We start from the raw sequence: 16,761 nt of genomic DNA on the forward strand, positions 1-16,761 counted from the left end.
GCGGCACACACACAAACGGTGGACTTGTTATGCGCATGCGAAAGACCGCTGCCGGATCCCTGGTCCTGGCGGCACTCCTGCTCGGTGGCGCCGGCGCCCAGTCGGCGCAGGCGGCCGACTACCGCATCCCGGGCGGTCACTACGACACGTACGTCGCGTGCCGCACGGCCGGTTCGCTGAGCGTCGGCATGGGGCTGTTCAGCCGCTTCGAGTGTGTGGACAACGGAAGCGGCGCGTTCGACCTGTTCTACGTGAGCTGATCACCCGCCCGGCCGGAGCGGCCTTCCAGCCGGGCCGGTCCGCCTCTCCCCTCCGCCCTTTTCCCTTTCCCGGAAGGCATGTTCACGATGTCCGCACGTTCCACATGTTCCGCACGTTCCGCACGCCGCCCAGCCCGCTGGCGGGCCGTGGCCCTGTCCGTGGCCGCGTTCGCCGGTGCCGCCGCGGGTCTCGCCCCGGCCGCACAGGCGGCACCCGCCACCGGCGCCCCGGCGTCCGCCTCCGTGAGCGCCTCCTCCGCCCGCAGCGTGGCCGTGGCCTTCAGCAACAACACCGATCAACAGCTGATCCGCACCTACTCCAACCTCTCGCACGGCTGCTGGGACAACGACAGCCTCCCGCCCGACTACGTGGCCAAGCACACCAGCCCCCGCTGGGGCAGTCACTCCTGCGGGATGCTCACGGGCACCGAGGGATACACCAACTTCAAGATCGCGGGCACCGACCAGGTGGTGTACCTCCACTGGGACAACCCCTACTCGGGCCACAACAGTTACGGGTGCGACGCCCCGGCCGGGTACAACTGCGCGATCAGCGACGGCGGCGGCGACAACGCCACCGTGTACATGACGCTCACCGGAGGTCCGGCGCGGCTGACGGCCCGCACCGCCGGCGTGGCCCGCACCGCCAGTGCGGCGCGGAGCACCAGGGTCTACCTCACGAACTACTCGGGCCGTTCGTTCGTGCGTACCGGGGCGAGCCTGTCACACGGCATCTGGAGCGAGAACGCGCTGCCGCCGTCGCTCATCAACCCCAGCGACAGCGGCACCTGGCAGAGCGAGTCCGACGGTTTCATGACCGGCACGGAGGGCCAGGCCACGTACACGATGTCGGGCGGCGGCACCGTCTCGGTCAGCTGGGACAACCCGTTCAGCGGCCACAACAGCTACAGCTGCAACGTCTCCGCCGGGTTCGCGTGCGACCAGGTGGGCGGCGGCGGCGACAACGCGCGGGTCACCTTCACGGTCCGCCGGACCGCCTGACCTGCCCGCTCACCGTCGTACGACCGGCTCAGCACACACCCGACCCTCGCAAGGAGCACCATGCGCAAGGAAATCCCCGCCCTCCTGCTCGCCGCCGCCCTGCTCACCGGCGCCGCCCCCGGCGCCCAGGCCGCCGACGCGCACCCGCACACGGCGCCGACGGCCGTGGCGGTACGACCCCAGGTCGTCCTGAACTCCTTCTTCTGGGACTTCCAGAGCAGCAATGCCTCGGTGATCCGCAACACCTACGGCCAGGCCATCAGCCGGCTGCGCCAGTCGGCCGGCCACGCGTACGCGGCCGATCCGTCGTTCCAGGTGACGAGCGATCAGGCCGACATCGCGACGATGACCGTGCTGCTTCCCGGAAATCGCCAGGTCAGCCTCCACTACACCACCGACAACCTCTACCTGCGCGGCTTCTCGGTGGGTCAGGGAGAGGTGGTGCAGTTCAACGACTTCGACCTGGGTCACGAGATGGACCGCGACGCGCGCACCCTGCCGTTCAACGGCAGGTACGGGATGGCACAGGGGCACCTCGAGTCCAACTCGTCCCGTACGCGCGCCCAGCTCAGCTTCGGCCTTCACGCTCTCGGTGAGTCGCTGGAGAACCTGTACAACTTCGCGAACGGCTCGGGGAACGTCTCCAACCAGCAGGTCGCCACCGCCGCTCTCACCCTCGTCGCCGCGACGTCCGAGGGGGCCCGCTTCCAGCCCGTGTACCAGGACGTCCTGAACGCGATACCGGGAACAGGCGGCGCCAGCCAGTCCGGCGACGACCTGATACTGGAGAACAACTGGAGCAGTCTGACCGACTTCACCCGCCGGCTCGCGAACCACGAGCACCCTGCCGAGCTGGTCCTGGGCACCCGCCGCTTCCGCACCATCCAGAACGTTCGCAACGTCCTGGTCATGCTGCTGTCCAACTCGGCCCACCTGTAGGCCGGCCCCGGCCCCGGCGCGGGCGGCCTCACCCGTCGCCGCCCGCGCCCTCGGCCGGCCGACCGACCCGCCGTTCATGCAGTGGACGGCGGACGTCGTTCGTGCAGTGGACGGCGGACGTCCCGGACACGGGCACGACGGTGATGGTCCAGCCGGCCGACGGCACCCCGCCCGCCCCCGAGGCGCTCGCGGAGATCATGCCTGACGTCGAGGCGCCCAACGACGAGCTGCGCGCCGTCGGCACCTGGGTCCTCGCCGGCGGCCCGCACGGCCCGGAGACCGCCACCGTGCTCTATGGCTACATTGATCGCGCCGACCACTCCGGACACCGTCGCTGACTGCGGGAGCGGACACGGATAGCGGCCCAGCAGGCGGAATCAACACCCCCGCTGCCGCCGCTCGACGCTCAACCACCCGGTGCCCCACAGGATCAGGCACCCTCCAACAGTCCCGGCTGAACAGCCAGGCTGCGCTGGCCGGCTCGAAGCGGCCCGTCACCGCACTCGCCGATCCGACCCGGGCATTCGCGGAATAGGGGCGAGTCGTAGCGTGCGGGCCGGGCTGCTGGCGTCGGTACTGTTTCCCTCTGCCTGCTGGTTGATCACTTCGCCTGGGCGAGCCAGACCGCGTCGGGGCCGGCCGGGAAGCGCAGCTGACCGGTCGTGTCGTGTACGGCGCGCCACACCGTCTCGGCGACGTCGCTCTCCTTGGTGAACAAGTCTTGGCCCGTGAAGGCATCCATGGTCTTCTTCGCCCACGGTGCGTAGGGGGCCGGGACCAGCTCGTCCGTCGAGGCGCCGTTCGTCGCGTTGGCCGCGAAGTTGGTCGTCAGGCAGGCTCCCGGCTCGACCGTCTTCGCCTGCACGCCGAAGGGCGCGAGTTCGAGGGAGAGGGATGCGGTGAACCCCTCGATGGCCATCTTGCTCGCCTTGTAGACGGCCGAGAGGGGCATGTGGCCCAGCACCACGCTGGACGTCACGTTGACCACCACGCCGGAGCCCCGCTCACGGAACTGGGGCAGCACCGCCTGCGTTGTGGCCATCACGCCGAACGTGTTGGTCTCGAAGACGTCCCGCACCCGGGCCATGGGCGTGCCCTCGAACACGCCGATCGACGGGACGCCGGCATTGTTGACCAGGACGTCGATGGGCCCCGCTGCCTCGAACGCGGCGGTGATGGTCTCGGGCTTGGTCACGTCGAGTTCGACGACGCGCAGCCGGTCCGACTCAGGAAGGACCCCCACACGCGGCGTGCGCATCGTGGCGATGACGTTCCACCCCTGCGAGTGGAAGTAGAGGGCGGTCTCCCGTCCGTATCCGGATGAGGCGCCAGTGATCAGAACTGTCTTCATGCTGTGATCCTTGCGATGGGGTGGGATCCGCAACGAGCAGGCATTTTCCTGCTCAGCGGAAGAACTACTCATCCCATTGAATCGCCATGACCTGCATAAACAGTAGAACTATCCTCTCTTGGACTTGCACGATCCTCTTCCATGCGCCCGTTCCTTTCAGGGCAGGACACTCACGGGGGTGCGCGCGGTGTTCCGCAGGCGGGCCGCATCCCGGCTCGGGGGTTCACCGAACTGGCGGCGGTACTCGCGGCTGAACTGCGAAGGGTTGTCGTAGCCGACGCGCTGTCCGACCCCTGTGACGTCTCCAGGGTGGGTGGCGAGCAGCAGTCGGGCCTCCTGGAGGCGGATCTGTTTCTGGAACTGAATGGGGCTCATCGCGGTAACCGCCTGGAAACTGCGATAGAAGGCGGAGACGCTCATGCCCGACATCCGCGCCACGTCCTCAACCCGGAAGGGCTGCGCGTAGTGCTCGCGGATCCAGCGCACGGCCCGGGAGATATGGCTGAGGCCGCTGTCGGCCAGGCCGAGCTGGCGCACTGTCGCCCCCTGCTCGCCGGTGATCAGGCGCCACAGGATCTCGCGCTTGGCCAGCGGGGCCAGCACGGCCCGGTCGCGGGGCTGGTCGAGCAGGCGCAGTAGCCGGACCACCGTATCGAGCAGGGCGGGCGGGGCGTCGCTGACGGCGATCCCCGACGGCGTGCCTCCGCCGGTGCGAGGGAGGTCGCCTGGACCGGCCTGCAGCAGCAGTTCGGCGACGGCGGACGGTTCCAGGGTGAGGCCGAAGCCGAGGGCGGGCTGCTCGGCGTCGGCCCGGATGAACTGCCCGGTGACAGGCAGGTCGACGGATGCGACCAGGTACTGCCCGGGGCCGTACTCGTAGACCCTCTCGCCCAGCGCGAGTCGTTTGGCGCCCTGGGCGATGACGGCGAGCACCGTGCCGGACATGGAGGGCGCCGGCGGATCCGGCCGGTCGACCTTCGAGATCAGGACGCCGTCGATGGCGGTGGTCCAGTCGGGCCGGGCATGCCGGTCCAGCAGGGTTCGGAACTCGTCTAGGGACATGCGTCCATTGCAGCACTCCCTCCACCATCCTGCTCCCCAGATTGCGAGGATCGTGCAAGTGCTCGCGAGCATCGTTCTAACGTTTCAGCAGGTCAGGAGCATTTAATGGAATCAGTCCACTCCATCAATATCAATGCGAAGGAGAAAAATCGTGCTTGCCACATACGGCTTCAGCGCCACCCTGACCGCTGAGCCCGGGATGGGCGGTCGGCTGGTTGATCTGCTGCTGACCGGCCTGAACGAGGGCAGCCCCGGCGCGAGCGAACACTGCGTCGTCTACCTCGTCTCCCGTTCCGCGACCGACACCGACGTCATCCATGTCACCGAGGGCTGGACCAGCGAGGAGGAGCACCACCGGATCTTCGCCGGCGAGGCCGCCCAGGCCATCGTGGCCCAGATCGCCGGGCTGCTGGCCGAGGAGCCCGAGTACACCGACTACGTCCCGGTCCTCGGCAAGACCGCCTTCTGAGCCCCGGACCGATCTGCCGAACCGCCACCTGGCCGCCTGCCCAGACGCCCCCGTCTTCTTTTGCCCGGCACCACATCACGAAAGGCCCACGCCATGACCCCCGCACGTCCCGCTCTGGACCCCGAACTGCGCGAGCTGCTGACCGGCATGCCCCTCATGCTCCAGCTCACCCCGGAAGTTCTCGCGCAACTGCGACAGCTCCCCTCGGCGCCCGTCGACTCGCTCCTGGCGCACCGGCAGGTCGAAAGGCGCGAGGTCAGCGTGCCGGCCACGGACGGTGCCCAGATCCGCATGTCAGTCTTCAGCCCCGCGGACACCGATCGCACCACGGCCGCCCCTTGCGTCTACTGGATCCATGGTGGCGGGATGGTCATGGGCGACCGCTTCTCGCAGATCGACATCCCGCTGGAATGGCTCGACGAGTTCGGCGCGGTCGTGATCTCCGTGGACTACCGGCTCGCACCGGAAGCCACCGGCACCACCCTCGTCGACGACTGCTACCAAGGTCTGCTCTGGACCGCCGAACACTCCGAAGAACTGGGCATCGACCCCACCCGGATCATCGTCGCCGGCGCCAGCGCCGGCGGCGGCCTCGCTGCCGGCCTCACCCTGCTGGCACGCGACCTCGGCGCCCCGGCGATCGCCGCTCAGGTGTTGATCTGCCCCATGCTCGACCACCGCAACACCACCACCTCCAGCCGCCAGTACTCCGGCGTACCCGGTGTCTGGACCGGCGAGATGAACGAGTTTGGATGGCGAGCCGTTCTCGGCGACCTCACCGTCGACGAGGTGTCCGCGTACGTCTCGCCCGCCCGGGCCGAGGACCTCTCGGGCCTGCCGACCACCTACATCGACGCCGGCTCCGCCGAAGTCTTCCGCGACGAGGACACCGACTACGCCACCCGCATCTGGGCGGCCGGCGGCCAGGCCGAACTCCACGTCTGGGCAGGCGGCTTCCACGGCTTCGACGCCCTGTACCCGCAGGCGGACATCTCGGCCACAGCCCGCCGAACCCGCACCGACTGGCTCACCCGACTCCTGCTCTCGACCGGCTCCGCCACCGCGGCCCGCGCTCGACGCGGGGAGTGAGCGTGATCCCGGTGGCGAACGGCTCGTCCGGCAGCAGTGACCGGTCTCGCGAGCGACTCAGCTCCCGCCGCGACAGCGTGAAGTTGCCTCCTGTCGATGCTGGTACCAGCACGCGTCGATCTCACGCCCGTCACCCAGGGTGAACCGTGTCAGTCCTGGGACAGGGGTGAAACCCGCTGCCGTGAGTGCTCCTCGAGAGGCGCTGTTCGTCGGCTCGGCGCCCGCTCGTACGACCTTGAGGCCGAGATGTCGGTGACCGAACTGGACGGCCGAGCGGAACAGCTCGACGCCCAGTCCCTGCCGGCGGAAGTCCGGAGCCAGCCAGCCACCGATCTCGCCGGAGTGCAGGTCCACGCTCGTCGCGCCCGCGTATCTGCCGTCGGCCACATGCACGGCGGTCAGCCCAAGGAAGCCATCGGAGCGCTTCTCGAGCTTCCTCATCATCTTGAAGCGATCGCGAGGCGCGAACCCTGACAGGTCGTCATCCGCACGCATGGACAAGAACAATTCTCGCGTTTCTTCGTTCTGCACAAGCTCGTCAGCTCTGGAACCCAGCCAGCGCTGCGCCTCGGCATCCGAACCAGCCGCCGCAGGAGCCATTACATCCAGGGCGATGAGGGGCGTGTAGAGCAGCAGCCGCTCACTGCGCAACACGTGCCTGCCCGCACCGCACCTACCGCGCGCAGGTGGGTGAAGGGGTTCCGTGGGCCGGCGGACCAGTGCTTGCCACATCGTGCCCCGCCCCAGTACGAAGATTGTTGAAGTGCTGTTCCAGCACCGCGCGACGGCCGAATATAGCTTGTCTCCGCAGAGACCCGCGAGCCTGGGTATCGACGTCAGTACGCGGCTGGCCGCGGGCACTTCAGGGCCCTCGCGGACCCGGTCCCTGCGCGGAACCGCCCGCCTGTCCGTGCCGGCCTTGAGAACGCCGGGCGCCCCTCATCTCGCCACACCGCCCACGCCCGTACGGGAAAAAGCCTCGCGGGGCACCCGTACACCGGCGGGTGTGGCGGGCGGTAACCGTGAGGGCGCGGCTTCTGCGCCGAGGGCGCGCGGCAGGCCGGGAGCGAGGGCACGCTCACCGTCCCCGCCGAGACGTCGTAGCGCCGAGAACGCCGGAACTACGAAGCCCACGGCACCGCCGTGCGCACGTACTGCGCGGACACGGACGCCCCGGACACGATCGTCGAGGGCAGGAATCCGAACGGGCGCGAGCGCCTCTTCGGCGTGAAAATCCACTACACGGACGCGCACGGCTTCACCATGAGTGATGCCTGCGATCAGGTGCTGGTGTCCGCGAAGAGCAAAGCGAAGGTCCGAGTCACCCTTGTCAGTGCACCTGTGGCCGAGATCGATCGCCGTGAGGTCAACCCCCGGGCCACCGCCATACAGTGACGGCCCCTGAGCAGGCGTCGGCCGCACCATGCGCGGGACGGTCACGACCTGGGGGAACGGCGTCTGGCACGACTTCCGCGAAGCGGTCACGAGCAGTGCTCAGTGGGTGCTTCGAGTGCTTGGAGGATCTGTCGCACTTCCTGGCACCACTGGTCGGCCTCGGCGCTGTCCACCCAGCCGGTGGCCATCTCTGATCCGTCCTGGAGAACCCGGTCCAGGGCGAGTCTCGCCGAAGCGCGAAGGGACGCCGGCAGTTTGGGCAGCGGTTCCCTGGGGCCGTCATCGGGGTCAATCACAATCGGGCTGTCCGGGAGGGTGCCGGCGACGAGAGCGCCGGCGGCAACCGCTTCGGCCCCGTCTCCGCCATCGACGCGTTCTCCCGAGTCGGTGACTCGCCGGAAGGCCCGCCCGAGCACGTCAATAGCCTGCTGGTGGGTGAGTCCCTCAAGTTGATCGACGAAATCTGCGGCGAGATCGCTGTCGAACGGGCCGGTTCCCCACGTTCCCATGCATGGCTCCTGATACGGCTCTCTCGGACGAAGGCTCCGCGTTGCAGCGCCCGCGGGAAGATCCAGATCGTACGCGCCACCACTGACCCCTCCCTTGCCGACGCATACCGGTCGCGACTCAAGGACTTTGAGCGCGGGGACCGGCAGACGCGGCCTCGGGACGAGACCGCGGCGACGTCATGCGCGCCAGGCGCGCGTCGAGTTGCACTTTGCGCAGCGCGCGCCCCCTTCGCGCGCCTCCGCACGCCAACGGTGCGAAAAAGCTGGGCAGTTCGGGAGCGCAGACACACGCTGTGACGTTAGAGGGGCAGGTGGCCCTTCCGTACAGGGCTGTCGTGCATCCTCCTTCTCGCAGCGTGACGCTCCCCTCGTTTCAGCCAGGGTCAGTTAGCTCTATGCAGAAAGCTCGGAGCATAATGAGCTAGGCAAAGAGCTAAGAACTTTCTGTGCATGGCCGACGAAGTCGCGGGTACGTGCGCAGAGAAGGAGCGGCGATGACACACCCGATCGATCCAAGTCTGAACCGACGCAAACTACGCCTTTCGCTGCGTCGGGCACGTGAGAATGCGGCTCTGAGCCAACGGGAGGCAGCCGAGCGAGTCGAGTGGTCCCAGTCGAAGCTGATCCGGGTGGAGACCGGCACGGTCGGCGTGTCGGTCAGCGACCTACGGGCCCTACTGGCGCTGTACGACGTGACCGATCCCGAACGAGTGCAGGATCTCGAGCAGGCCGCAAGGGGCAGCAAGGGGCCGAGCTGGTGGTCCGGATACCACGAGGTGATCACCCCTCAGTTCGCCCAGTATCTGGGATACGAGGGTGCGGCGACGTCCCTGCACACCTATCACCCCATCGTGGTGCCGGGGCACTTGCAGACCCGTGGATACGCCGAAGCCCTCCTCGCCCCCCGCGACCTGGACGAGGACGTCTTCCAGAGGGTCGTGGACCTTCGCATGGAGCGTCAGCAGCGGATGTTCGACGACTCGGGCCGACCGGCCTGCGTGTTCGTGCTCGACGAGGCAGCGGTACGACGTCAGATCGGAGGCAGGGAGGTACTCAGCGAACAGTTGGACCACTTGCTCGTCCTCGGAAGCCGCCAGGAGATTTCCGTGAGGGTGCTGCCGTTCGAAGCGGGGGCGCACTACAGCACGCTGGGCAGTTTCGTCCTGCTGGGATTCCCCGACGATGACGATCTTCTCTATCTGGAGCACGCCGCCGGCAGCATGACCGGCGGTGAGGACCTGCGCCTGCTGGCCCGTTACCAGGAGTGCCTTCAGGTGATCACGGATCTGGCGCTCAGCGAGTCGGAGTCGGCCGACCTGATCAGCCGCGTCCAGCAGGACCTCGGCGTCCGCTGAGCCGGGCCCCGTCAACGGTGACAGAAGCCAGGGGGAAGGGCCAGACATGGTCTCCAGGTCGATATGGCAGCGCCTGCTGGAGTGGGTGCGCACGAACACACTCGGCGGCGCGGAGCAGACCGGCGACCCGACGGATCAGGCCCTCATGGCACAGGCCATCCAGGACCTCGCCCAAGCACAGAATCTGATCGCGATAGAAAGGGCCCGCGCGGAAAACACACTGCAACTGGAGGCGGCCCGCGGTCAGATGCGATTGCGGATGGCGGCTCGGCTCGGATTCATAGGCCTGGTCGGCCTGCTGATCATCGTGGCGGCCATCGCGTTCGTCACGAACAAGGCCGCCAGTCTCAAACTGTCACTGCCGACAGTCGGCACGGGATCCCTGACCCTGGCCGGCACCACGCTGCTCAGCGCGCTGGCCTGGTGGGGCAAGCGCGCCCACACACGCCGCCGCTCGGCACGGACTAACGAGGGGAACCCGCCCGAGAACCATACGGAAGGCGATCAGAATCCGGTGGGGGCGCCGTAGGGGACACCCCCGCGCGCCACAGGCCGGCAGCCACCGCCACGATTGCGGCTACGGACACCCATAAGATCCGTTTGAGGACGACACTGTCGGCCAGCGTTGATGCCGCGGCGGCGGCCACCGTGGCGACGACGCCGACGACGAGCGTGAAAGTGATCGCTCCGCCTACCACTGCGGAGCGGCTTCGGGCTTTCCCGCCCGGACGGTGAGCAGCCGACGCTCCAGCGTCCATACGCTCCCCTCCCCCTTGCCGCTGGCTGGTCAAGAACGTCACGGGCCCTGTAACTCCCCTGCCCTCACAGCGCCCAGGAATTCAGACCAGGCACCATTGGTGAACGTCAAAGTAGGCCAGGCACGTGCTTTCGAGTCACGGGTACGCACGTAGTCACGTTCCATCGCGACCTCCACGCACTCGCTCTCGTTACCGCACTTACTGCTCCTGCGCCACAAGGGTTTCCCCCCATGCACCACCTTCAGATCCTCCCGATCCCCCGATCCGCCCGGATGGTGCGCAGTAACTCTAGTGGACGGTTGTGCACTACCGCAGAGCAACAGCCGGATTACCCTGCCGGCCGCAACGAAGGGCGCCCGAAAGACTACCCACAGCAACCAGGACCAAGGTTACGGTTGCCTGAACGGAACCGCCATACGGGAACAGGCCGACCTGGCACCGCCCCTTCGCGGTCGCCACCCTCCACGTGCAACAACATGTCCTCCGCACGGGAGTTGACATCCCGAAGTCAAACGTTCACGGGCTGCCCGACCGCGCGCATCGGCCTTGCCACACAGTGCGGCTCGGATGACCCGCCTCCCGCCACCGATCTAGGCCCAATCTTCGTCGTCGTCGACGGGTCCGGGCGCCTGGGTGTAGGCGAGGTCCAGAACGTACCGTTCGGTGACAGGGCAGTTGTGCCAAGCTTCGATCAGCTGACCATCCCGAGAATCTTCGGTGAGCTGGTCGAGGGTGGTGTCGTAATAGTCGGCAACCGCCTTCCGGTTGGCCCACCATGCGCGGCGTTCGTAGACACCGGGGCGGGGCAGGGTCACTTCGCCTGCGGGGCCCAGGCCGAACTGAATCCTGACCGCTCACCACGAAACGTGACCACGGCGTGTGAGCGTCATGGGCAAGACTTGAGTACGAGCACTCATGCACGGCATCACCCTCATCAGGCGGTCAATGCTCAACATGGCCGGGCGGGCCGCCCATCCCAGGCAGCGGTTGCCTGCGGGACCGGTAGGCGCGCGCCAGGGCGTCACGGGCCTGTTCGGCACCGTCGTGGGTGAGCCGGTAGAAGCGCCGCCGCGGGCGCCCCTGCCTGCTCGTGCACAGCGGGGGCGCCGTGGCGGCAGGGGGCTGGGACGGTCGCGTGAAGCCGTGTTCGGTGAAGACGGTGGTGGGCAAGGGGGTTGGCGGTGCGTGGCCGGGTCGGGTGAGGTGAGGGCTTCGCGGATGGGGGCGAGGGCTGCCGGTGGCGGGAAGTGCGGTGGTGGGTGCCGACGCGTAGATGCATCGCGGGGTTGCGGGGTGCGACCCGCACACACAGGCGTTGATCGCACCGGCCTACGAGTGTTGCGGTCACCTGCGTGGGGCCGTGTCACAGGTATCTCGTAGGCTTCCGGCCATGAACGAGGGTGATTCCGGCAGACGGGTCATAGAGGGGCGCTTCGAGCTGGAGACGCGGCTCGGTGGCGGCGGCATGGGCACGGTGTGGCGTGCACGCGATCTGGTCCTTGACCGGGCCGTGGCGCTCAAGGAGGTACGGCCGCCCGATCCGGGGCTCGCCGAGTACGACCCGCAGGGCGCGGCAATGCTCCGGGCCCGAGTACTGCGCGAGGCACGGGCGCTGGCTCGCGTCGATCACCCCAATGTCGTGACCATCCACCACGTGGTGGACGGCGGCGAGTACGCCTACCCGTGGCTCGTCATGGAACTGGTGACCGGCGGATCACTTCAGGACCGGCTCGAGAAGGGGCCGTTGGCGCCCGTCGACGCCGCCCGGCTGGGTCGCGAGGTGCTGGCCGCACTACGCGCCGCGCACGATGTCGGCATCCAGCACCGGGACGTGAAACCCGCCAACGTGCTGCTGAGACCCGACGGACGTCCCGTCCTCACCGACTTCGGCATCGCGACCATCAGGGACTCGACCGCCCTGACCGTGACCGGGTCGATCATCGGCACGCCCGACTACATGGCGCCGGAGCGCATCTCCGGCGGCGAGGGCGGCCCGGGCTCCGACCTGTGGTCGCTGGCGATGATGCTGTACGTCGCCGTCGAGGGACATCACCCGCTGCGCAGGGGAACCACCCTCGCGACGCTGGCGGCGCTGCTGAGCGAGCAGCTTCCGCCACCCGTCCGAGCCGGAGTCCTGACCGGGTTTCTGAACGCCGTGCTCGTCAGGAACCCGGCCGATCGGGTGGACGCGACGACCGCGGACCGGCTGCTCGCGGAGGCGATCGAGGGCAGCAACATGGTTCCGAGTGCTCCCGCCGGGGCGGACGGGGCCACGTCGTACCGGCTGGCCCCTCCGCCGGGTGCAACGCCCGTACCCTCCGCGTCGGTTGGGTCCGGACCGCCTGCCGGCTTCGGACCAGCCGCCGGCTTCGGGCCGGCTTCGGGCTTCGGCCCGCCGACTCCGTACCCGGCGGGCCCCACACGGCAGACGCCGGCACGGCCCGGCGACCGCGCGAAGAGCCGAATCGCGATCGCCTCGTCCGTCGTCGGGACCGTGCTGGCAGGAGTCCTGGTGTGGACCCTGGTTCCGGACGGAGGCGACAAGGACAGCGGAAAGCCCGCCGATTCAGCCGGTGCGACCTCCTCGGCCAGGACGACGGACCCCACGCGCACACCGTCCCGCTCGACTCCGACGCCACAGCCTGACGCGAAGACGGATCTGCTCACCCCCGACGGCATCCGGACGGCGGTGAAGGAGATCAAGGCCGCAACCGGCACGGACCGGGCATGCGACCTCACGGTCTATCCGGCCTATGTCTCCGCGGACATCATGGTCAAGGGCAGCGACACCAAGTACGACAGCTACACCTACCGCCCGGGCCAGGGTGTCGAGAAAAGCATCATCAGCAGCGCGATCATCGGCGGCGAACGCCCCTTCAGTCTCGACAGCTTCGACTGGGACGTCCTTCCCGCCCTGCTGAAGCGAGCAAAGAAGGACCTGAACGTACAGCGGCCGACCATGCGCTACGTCCTGGTGCGCCCTGCCGACGACACGTTCGACACCCCGCTGGGACTGGCTGTCTATCTCGCCGACGACCACGTCACCGGCTATCTGGATGCCGACCTGAAGGGCAAGGTGACCCGGGTGATGCCTGCCCAGGACTGAGCGATCCGTCGGCATCGCCCGCGCCCTCGACCTGCTCGTGTGGCCCGCCAGCGGCGCCGTCCTGTCCCGCCGCGCATGCCTTGCCACCGCTCTTCGCCATGGGGGCGGGCACAGCGTTCGCCGCCTCGTGGCACGACATTCCGACACTGTCGACCGGCGGTGCGAAGTTCCACCACGGCGAATACGCGTGGCACCCCGCGGGCGAGGACCACGGCGCCTTCGAGTGGAAGGGCCAGCTCCAGGACGCCGGGCCACGGTGACGACCACAACGTGTACGCACTACCAGCGGTAAGCAAAAGCACACCGCCAAGTACCGGGCCCAGGCTGACCTCCTGGGCCCGGTCGCTTCTTTGGGGGAATCCATCAGTACGTCAGAAGTCCTTTCCGCCAAGGGCGTCGACCTTTCCTACGGCAAGCACCTGGCTGTCAGCGACGCCCACATCTCGATCTCCCGGGGGGAGGTCACGGCCATCACCGGGCAGAGCGGTTCGGGGAAGTCATCGCTGCTCTACTGCCTCGCGGGAGTGCTGTCCCCCGCGCGTGGGCAGGTCCGGTTCGAAGGGAACTCGCTCGGCGATCTCACCGACGACGAGATCAGTACGCTGCGCCGTGAACGCTTCGGTTTCGTCTTCCAGTACGGCGAACTCCTCCCCGAGCTGACCATCGAGGAGAACACCGCCCTGCCACTACGCCTGGCCGGGCAGCGCAAGCGGCCCGCGCTCGCGGCCGCCGGTGAAGTCCTCGCCCGGCTCGGACTCGGCGAACTGCGCGAGCGCCGCCCGTCGCAGGTGTCGGGTGGCCAGTGTCAACGCGTCGCCGTCGCACGGGCCTTGGTCCACCGCCCGGCCGTCGTGTTCGCCGACGAGCCGACCGGGTCCCTGGACAGCGCCAACGCGTCTGCCGTACTGAAGGAGTTCCTCGGCCTGGCGCGCTCACAGGGCACCGCCGTCATCCTGGTCACCCATGACCCCGCCGTCGCCGCGCAGGCCGACACCCACTACACGATGTCCGACGGAATCCTCGCCCACCGGGGGGCGGCGTGAGGGAGTTCCAGCTCGGTCTGCGCCTGCTGTTCGGCTCCGGTCGCGGCAACCGCATACGCTTCTTCCTCATGGCGGCCGGCGGCTCCCTCGGAGTCTGCTGCCTCGCTCTCGTCCTCACCGTCCCGCAGATCCTCGACGCACACGACGGCCGGGCCGCCGCACGACAACCACAGACCACTTCCGCGCGGCCCACGGGTTCCACCCTGCTGCTCCAGCGCACCGACCCCTACGGCTCGAAGGCGTTCACCCGGGTGTTCGTCGCCAAGGGGATCAAGAGCGCCGACAACGCCCCGCCAGGGCTGAAGGAACTCCCGGACCCGGGCGAGGTGTTCGTCTCTCCTCGCGTACACGACCTGCTGCGTGACCGACCCGCCGTCAAGGGACTCCTGCCAGGTCACGAGAAGGGTCTGATCGGCGCGACCGGACTCGCCCACCCCGACGAACTGTTCGCCTACATCGGCACGACACGCGACAAGATCGCCGGCGAGGGCCGCGCCTTGAAGGGATGGGGATACAGCTACGCGCCCTTCCCCGCCGTCGAACCCTCGACCCTGACGTACATCCGTTTCGCCCTGGGCTCACTGGTCCTGCTCCCCCTCGGCATCTTCCTCTCCGTCTGTGCCCGGCTCTCCGCCGCCAGCCGGAACCGTCGCCTGGCCTCCCTGCGTCTGCTGGGCCTGAGCACCAGGGGGACCCAGCGGGTCAACGCCGCCGAAACCGTGATGGCGGCCTTGCTCGGCGCGGTTCTCGGCCTCGGCGAGTACTGGGTCCTCAACCAGGTGATGACCCGGACCGGACTGCCCAGTCTGAGGTGGTACCCGGCCGATGGCGAGCTGTCCGCGACGACCGCCGGCGTCTGCCTGATCGGCTCCCCGCTCCTCGCCTGGTTTGTCGGCCGGGCCGGCGCACGCGATGCCGCCGCCAATCCACTGGCGGTACGCCGCACCGCCATCCCCAAGCGCCCCGCCAAGTGGGGCGGCCTGCTCCTTGTGACCGGCCTCGGCATCGTCGTCGGCTACTGCGCCACCGGCTTCACCGACCATCCCGCCAACAGCCTCGGCCCGAACGCGCTCCTGATGCCGGCGGGCATTCTGCTGACAGGCCTGGGGCTGGTACTGACGCTGCCCCTTATCTCCTACTCCCTTGCCCTCCGACTGGCGCGAACCACCCAGTCCCTCACCCTGAACCTGGCGATGCGCCGCAACGAGGTCGAGCCGGGCAGCACCATGCGGGTCGTCACCGGCCTCGTGCTCCTCCTCTTCTCCGCCTCCCTGGCCCAGGGCGTCCTGATCCAGCTGGAGCAGGTCACCCGGCCGTCCTCTCCCGTGCAGGACTACTCCATCCCTCTGTCATCGCTCACGGCTCGGCAACAGCACGATCTCGCCGCCCTGCCGGGGGTACGCGCGCACGCCGTGACGATGGAGTCCTGGACCGACCCCAATGGTTCCGCCGACCAGCCCTGGGCCAGCGCCGTCGTCGCCACCTGCGGTCAACTGTCCAAGCTGGTGAGGCACTCCGACGGATGCGTCGACGGCAAGGTGATGCGGCTCAGTGACCCGAACGCGGGCACCGGCCAGGGGGCGCGCCCTGGTGACACCCTCCCCTTCCGCGATCCGAAGGGCGGTCCCGGCAAGACCCTGAACATCGAACTTCCGCACGACACCATCACCTACAGTGCGTACGACCCGTCGGCGGTACACGGAGCGGACGTGCTCGTCCCGCCGTCGGCGCTGTCCTCCACGGCCCGCCCGGAGGAGGCGCGGTACGTCCTCACCAGCAGCTCCGACCACGACGAGGTCCGCAGGGTCCTCGACGGTGTCGCCGCTGTCGCCCCGACCATCGAGGTCGAACCCATAGGCGTGAACATCGAGGGCCTCCAGCAGATCGCCGTCCTCGAGACCCTGCTCGCCGTCGGCATGATCATGGGTCTGGTCATCGGAACCGCGGCCTTCGTCGTCTCGGCGACCGACCGGGCGGTGGAACGGCGTGCACAGGTCACCGCCATCACACTGATCGGAGCACGGGCCCGGACGATGCGAGCCGTGCAGTGCATACAGGTCGTGCTCCCCCTGAGCATCGGGCTCGCGCTGGCGCTCGTGACGGGCAAGGTCGCCGAGTCCTGCTACCTGGTCACCGGGGGCAGCGAGATCTACTGGGACTCCGCCGGCGTCCCGATGCTCGCGCTCGCGGCAGCGGGCGTGGCGGCCGTTTCCGCCGTCGGCGCACTCCCGCTCGTGGGACGGCGCATCGACCCGGAACTGATCCGGCGCGACTGACCACAGCGCTTGACCGCTCCTCGTCCGTCGGCTCGGCGGGGGGGGGGGGGGGGGGCCGCCGCGGGGGGGGGGGCGGGGCGCGCGCCCCCCCCGCCCCCACGCGCCCCAGCACACGCACCCGACCAACCCCCCCCACCCGCGCGCCCA

19 protein-coding genes are annotated in these 16,761 nt (G+C 68.7%); 13 read left to right on the forward strand and 6 right to left on the reverse strand.

Annotated elements, in window-relative coordinates; translation table 11 throughout:
- Positions 1-35: 35 nt before the first annotated feature.
- The 4 genes from ACFXGX_RS03045 (at position 36) to ACFXGX_RS03060 (ending at position 2,539) form a co-directional block, all read left to right on the forward strand.
- Entirely contained in the window at positions 36-260 is a 225-nt protein-coding gene (locus ACFXGX_RS03045) for a hypothetical protein (RefSeq protein ID WP_384784038.1), read from the forward strand.
- 147 nt (positions 261-407) lie between these two features.
- The gene (locus tag ACFXGX_RS03050; RefSeq protein ID WP_384784040.1) at positions 408-1,262 is read left to right on the forward strand and encodes an aegerolysin family protein; all 855 of its coding nucleotides are present in this window, start codon (positions 408-410) and stop codon (positions 1,260-1,262) included.
- A gap of 60 nt (positions 1,263-1,322) precedes the next feature.
- On the forward strand, positions 1,323-2,201 hold the full coding sequence (locus tag ACFXGX_RS03055) for a ribosome-inactivating family protein (protein WP_384784042.1): 879 nt from the start codon (positions 1,323-1,325) through the stop codon (positions 2,199-2,201).
- A gap of 101 nt (positions 2,202-2,302) precedes the next feature.
- Positions 2,303-2,539: a hypothetical protein gene (locus ACFXGX_RS03060; RefSeq protein WP_384784044.1), complete on the forward strand. Its 237-nt coding sequence runs from the start codon at positions 2,303-2,305 to the stop codon at positions 2,537-2,539.
- A gap of 263 nt (positions 2,540-2,802) precedes the next feature.
- On the opposite strand, the gene ACFXGX_RS03065 is transcribed toward ACFXGX_RS03060, so the two are convergent.
- Both ACFXGX_RS03065 and ACFXGX_RS03070 read right to left on the reverse strand, forming a co-directional pair.
- Positions 2,803-3,552 carry an SDR family oxidoreductase gene (locus ACFXGX_RS03065; RefSeq protein ID WP_384784046.1) on the reverse strand — a complete coding sequence of 250 codons (750 nt, stop codon included), beginning with the start codon at positions 3,550-3,552 and terminating at the stop codon, positions 2,803-2,805.
- Positions 3,553-3,708: 156 nt separating this feature from the next.
- Positions 3,709-4,614 carry an AraC family transcriptional regulator N-terminal domain-containing protein gene (locus tag ACFXGX_RS03070; protein WP_384784048.1) on the reverse strand — a complete coding sequence of 302 codons (906 nt, stop codon included), beginning with the start codon at positions 4,612-4,614 and terminating at the stop codon, positions 3,709-3,711.
- Between the two features lie 151 nt (positions 4,615-4,765).
- Between ACFXGX_RS03070 and ACFXGX_RS03075 the strand changes: the two genes are divergently transcribed.
- Together ACFXGX_RS03075 and ACFXGX_RS03080 are read left to right on the forward strand one after the other, a co-directional pair.
- The gene (locus ACFXGX_RS03075; protein ID WP_384784050.1) at positions 4,766-5,083 is read left to right on the forward strand and encodes a putative quinol monooxygenase; all 318 of its coding nucleotides are present in this window, start codon (positions 4,766-4,768) and stop codon (positions 5,081-5,083) included.
- A gap of 93 nt (positions 5,084-5,176) precedes the next feature.
- A complete protein-coding gene (locus ACFXGX_RS03080) occupies positions 5,177-6,172 on the forward strand; it encodes an alpha/beta hydrolase (protein WP_384784052.1) in 996 nt (331 codons plus the stop codon).
- Between the two features lie 57 nt (positions 6,173-6,229).
- Here the strand turns inward: ACFXGX_RS03080 and ACFXGX_RS03085 are convergent, their stop codons facing one another.
- Complete coding sequence (locus ACFXGX_RS03085) at positions 6,230-6,826, reverse strand: GNAT family N-acetyltransferase (RefSeq protein ID WP_384784054.1); 597 nt, start codon at positions 6,824-6,826, stop codon at positions 6,230-6,232.
- A 489-nt stretch (positions 6,827-7,315) separates the two neighbouring features.
- On the opposite strand from ACFXGX_RS03085, the gene ACFXGX_RS03090 reads away from it, so the two are divergent.
- Positions 7,316-7,567: a hypothetical protein gene (locus ACFXGX_RS03090; protein ID WP_384784056.1), complete on the forward strand. Its 252-nt coding sequence runs from the start codon at positions 7,316-7,318 to the stop codon at positions 7,565-7,567.
- A gap of 86 nt (positions 7,568-7,653) precedes the next feature.
- Here the strand turns inward: ACFXGX_RS03090 and ACFXGX_RS03095 are convergent, their stop codons facing one another.
- The gene (locus ACFXGX_RS03095) at positions 7,654-8,076 is read right to left on the reverse strand and encodes a DUF4259 domain-containing protein (protein ID WP_384784058.1); all 423 of its coding nucleotides are present in this window, start codon (positions 8,074-8,076) and stop codon (positions 7,654-7,656) included.
- Between the two features lie 494 nt (positions 8,077-8,570).
- On the opposite strand from ACFXGX_RS03095, the gene ACFXGX_RS03100 reads away from it, so the two are divergent.
- Positions 8,571-9,431, forward strand: coding sequence for a helix-turn-helix domain-containing protein (locus tag ACFXGX_RS03100; RefSeq protein ID WP_384784060.1), 861 nt, complete (start codon positions 8,571-8,573; stop codon positions 9,429-9,431).
- Positions 9,432-9,477: 46 nt separating this feature from the next.
- The gene (locus tag ACFXGX_RS03105) at positions 9,478-9,960 is read left to right on the forward strand and encodes a hypothetical protein (protein ID WP_384784061.1); all 483 of its coding nucleotides are present in this window, start codon (positions 9,478-9,480) and stop codon (positions 9,958-9,960) included.
- 267 nt (positions 9,961-10,227) lie between these two features.
- On the opposite strand, the gene ACFXGX_RS03110 is transcribed toward ACFXGX_RS03105, so the two are convergent.
- A complete protein-coding gene (locus ACFXGX_RS03110; RefSeq protein ID WP_384784063.1) occupies positions 10,228-10,353 on the reverse strand; it encodes a DUF397 domain-containing protein in 126 nt (41 codons plus the stop codon).
- 426 nt (positions 10,354-10,779) lie between these two features.
- Complete coding sequence (locus tag ACFXGX_RS03115) at positions 10,780-11,004, reverse strand: hypothetical protein (RefSeq protein ID WP_384784065.1); 225 nt, start codon at positions 11,002-11,004, stop codon at positions 10,780-10,782.
- A 575-nt stretch (positions 11,005-11,579) separates the two neighbouring features.
- On the opposite strand from ACFXGX_RS03115, the gene ACFXGX_RS03120 reads away from it, so the two are divergent.
- From ACFXGX_RS03120 to ACFXGX_RS03135, 4 genes are all read left to right on the forward strand, one after another.
- Positions 11,580-13,295: a protein kinase gene (locus ACFXGX_RS03120; RefSeq protein ID WP_384784067.1), complete on the forward strand. Its 1,716-nt coding sequence runs from the start codon at positions 11,580-11,582 to the stop codon at positions 13,293-13,295.
- 98 nt (positions 13,296-13,393) lie between these two features.
- Positions 13,394-13,555 (forward strand): hypothetical protein, encoded by a 162-nt coding sequence (locus ACFXGX_RS03125; RefSeq protein ID WP_384784069.1) that lies wholly within the window; start codon positions 13,394-13,396, stop codon positions 13,553-13,555.
- A gap of 90 nt (positions 13,556-13,645) precedes the next feature.
- Entirely contained in the window at positions 13,646-14,338 is a 693-nt protein-coding gene (locus ACFXGX_RS03130; protein WP_384784071.1) for an ABC transporter ATP-binding protein, read from the forward strand.
- Positions 14,335-16,614 (forward strand): ABC transporter permease, encoded by a 2,280-nt coding sequence (locus tag ACFXGX_RS03135; RefSeq protein WP_384784073.1) that lies wholly within the window; start codon positions 14,335-14,337, stop codon positions 16,612-16,614. The genes ACFXGX_RS03130 and ACFXGX_RS03135 overlap by 4 nt, the downstream gene beginning before the upstream one ends.
- The last annotated feature ends 147 nt before the right edge of the window (positions 16,615-16,761 follow it).

The organism is Streptomyces sp. NPDC059371 (assembly GCF_042751995.1).
Classification (GTDB): domain Bacteria; phylum Actinomycetota; class Actinomycetes; order Streptomycetales; family Streptomycetaceae; genus Streptomyces.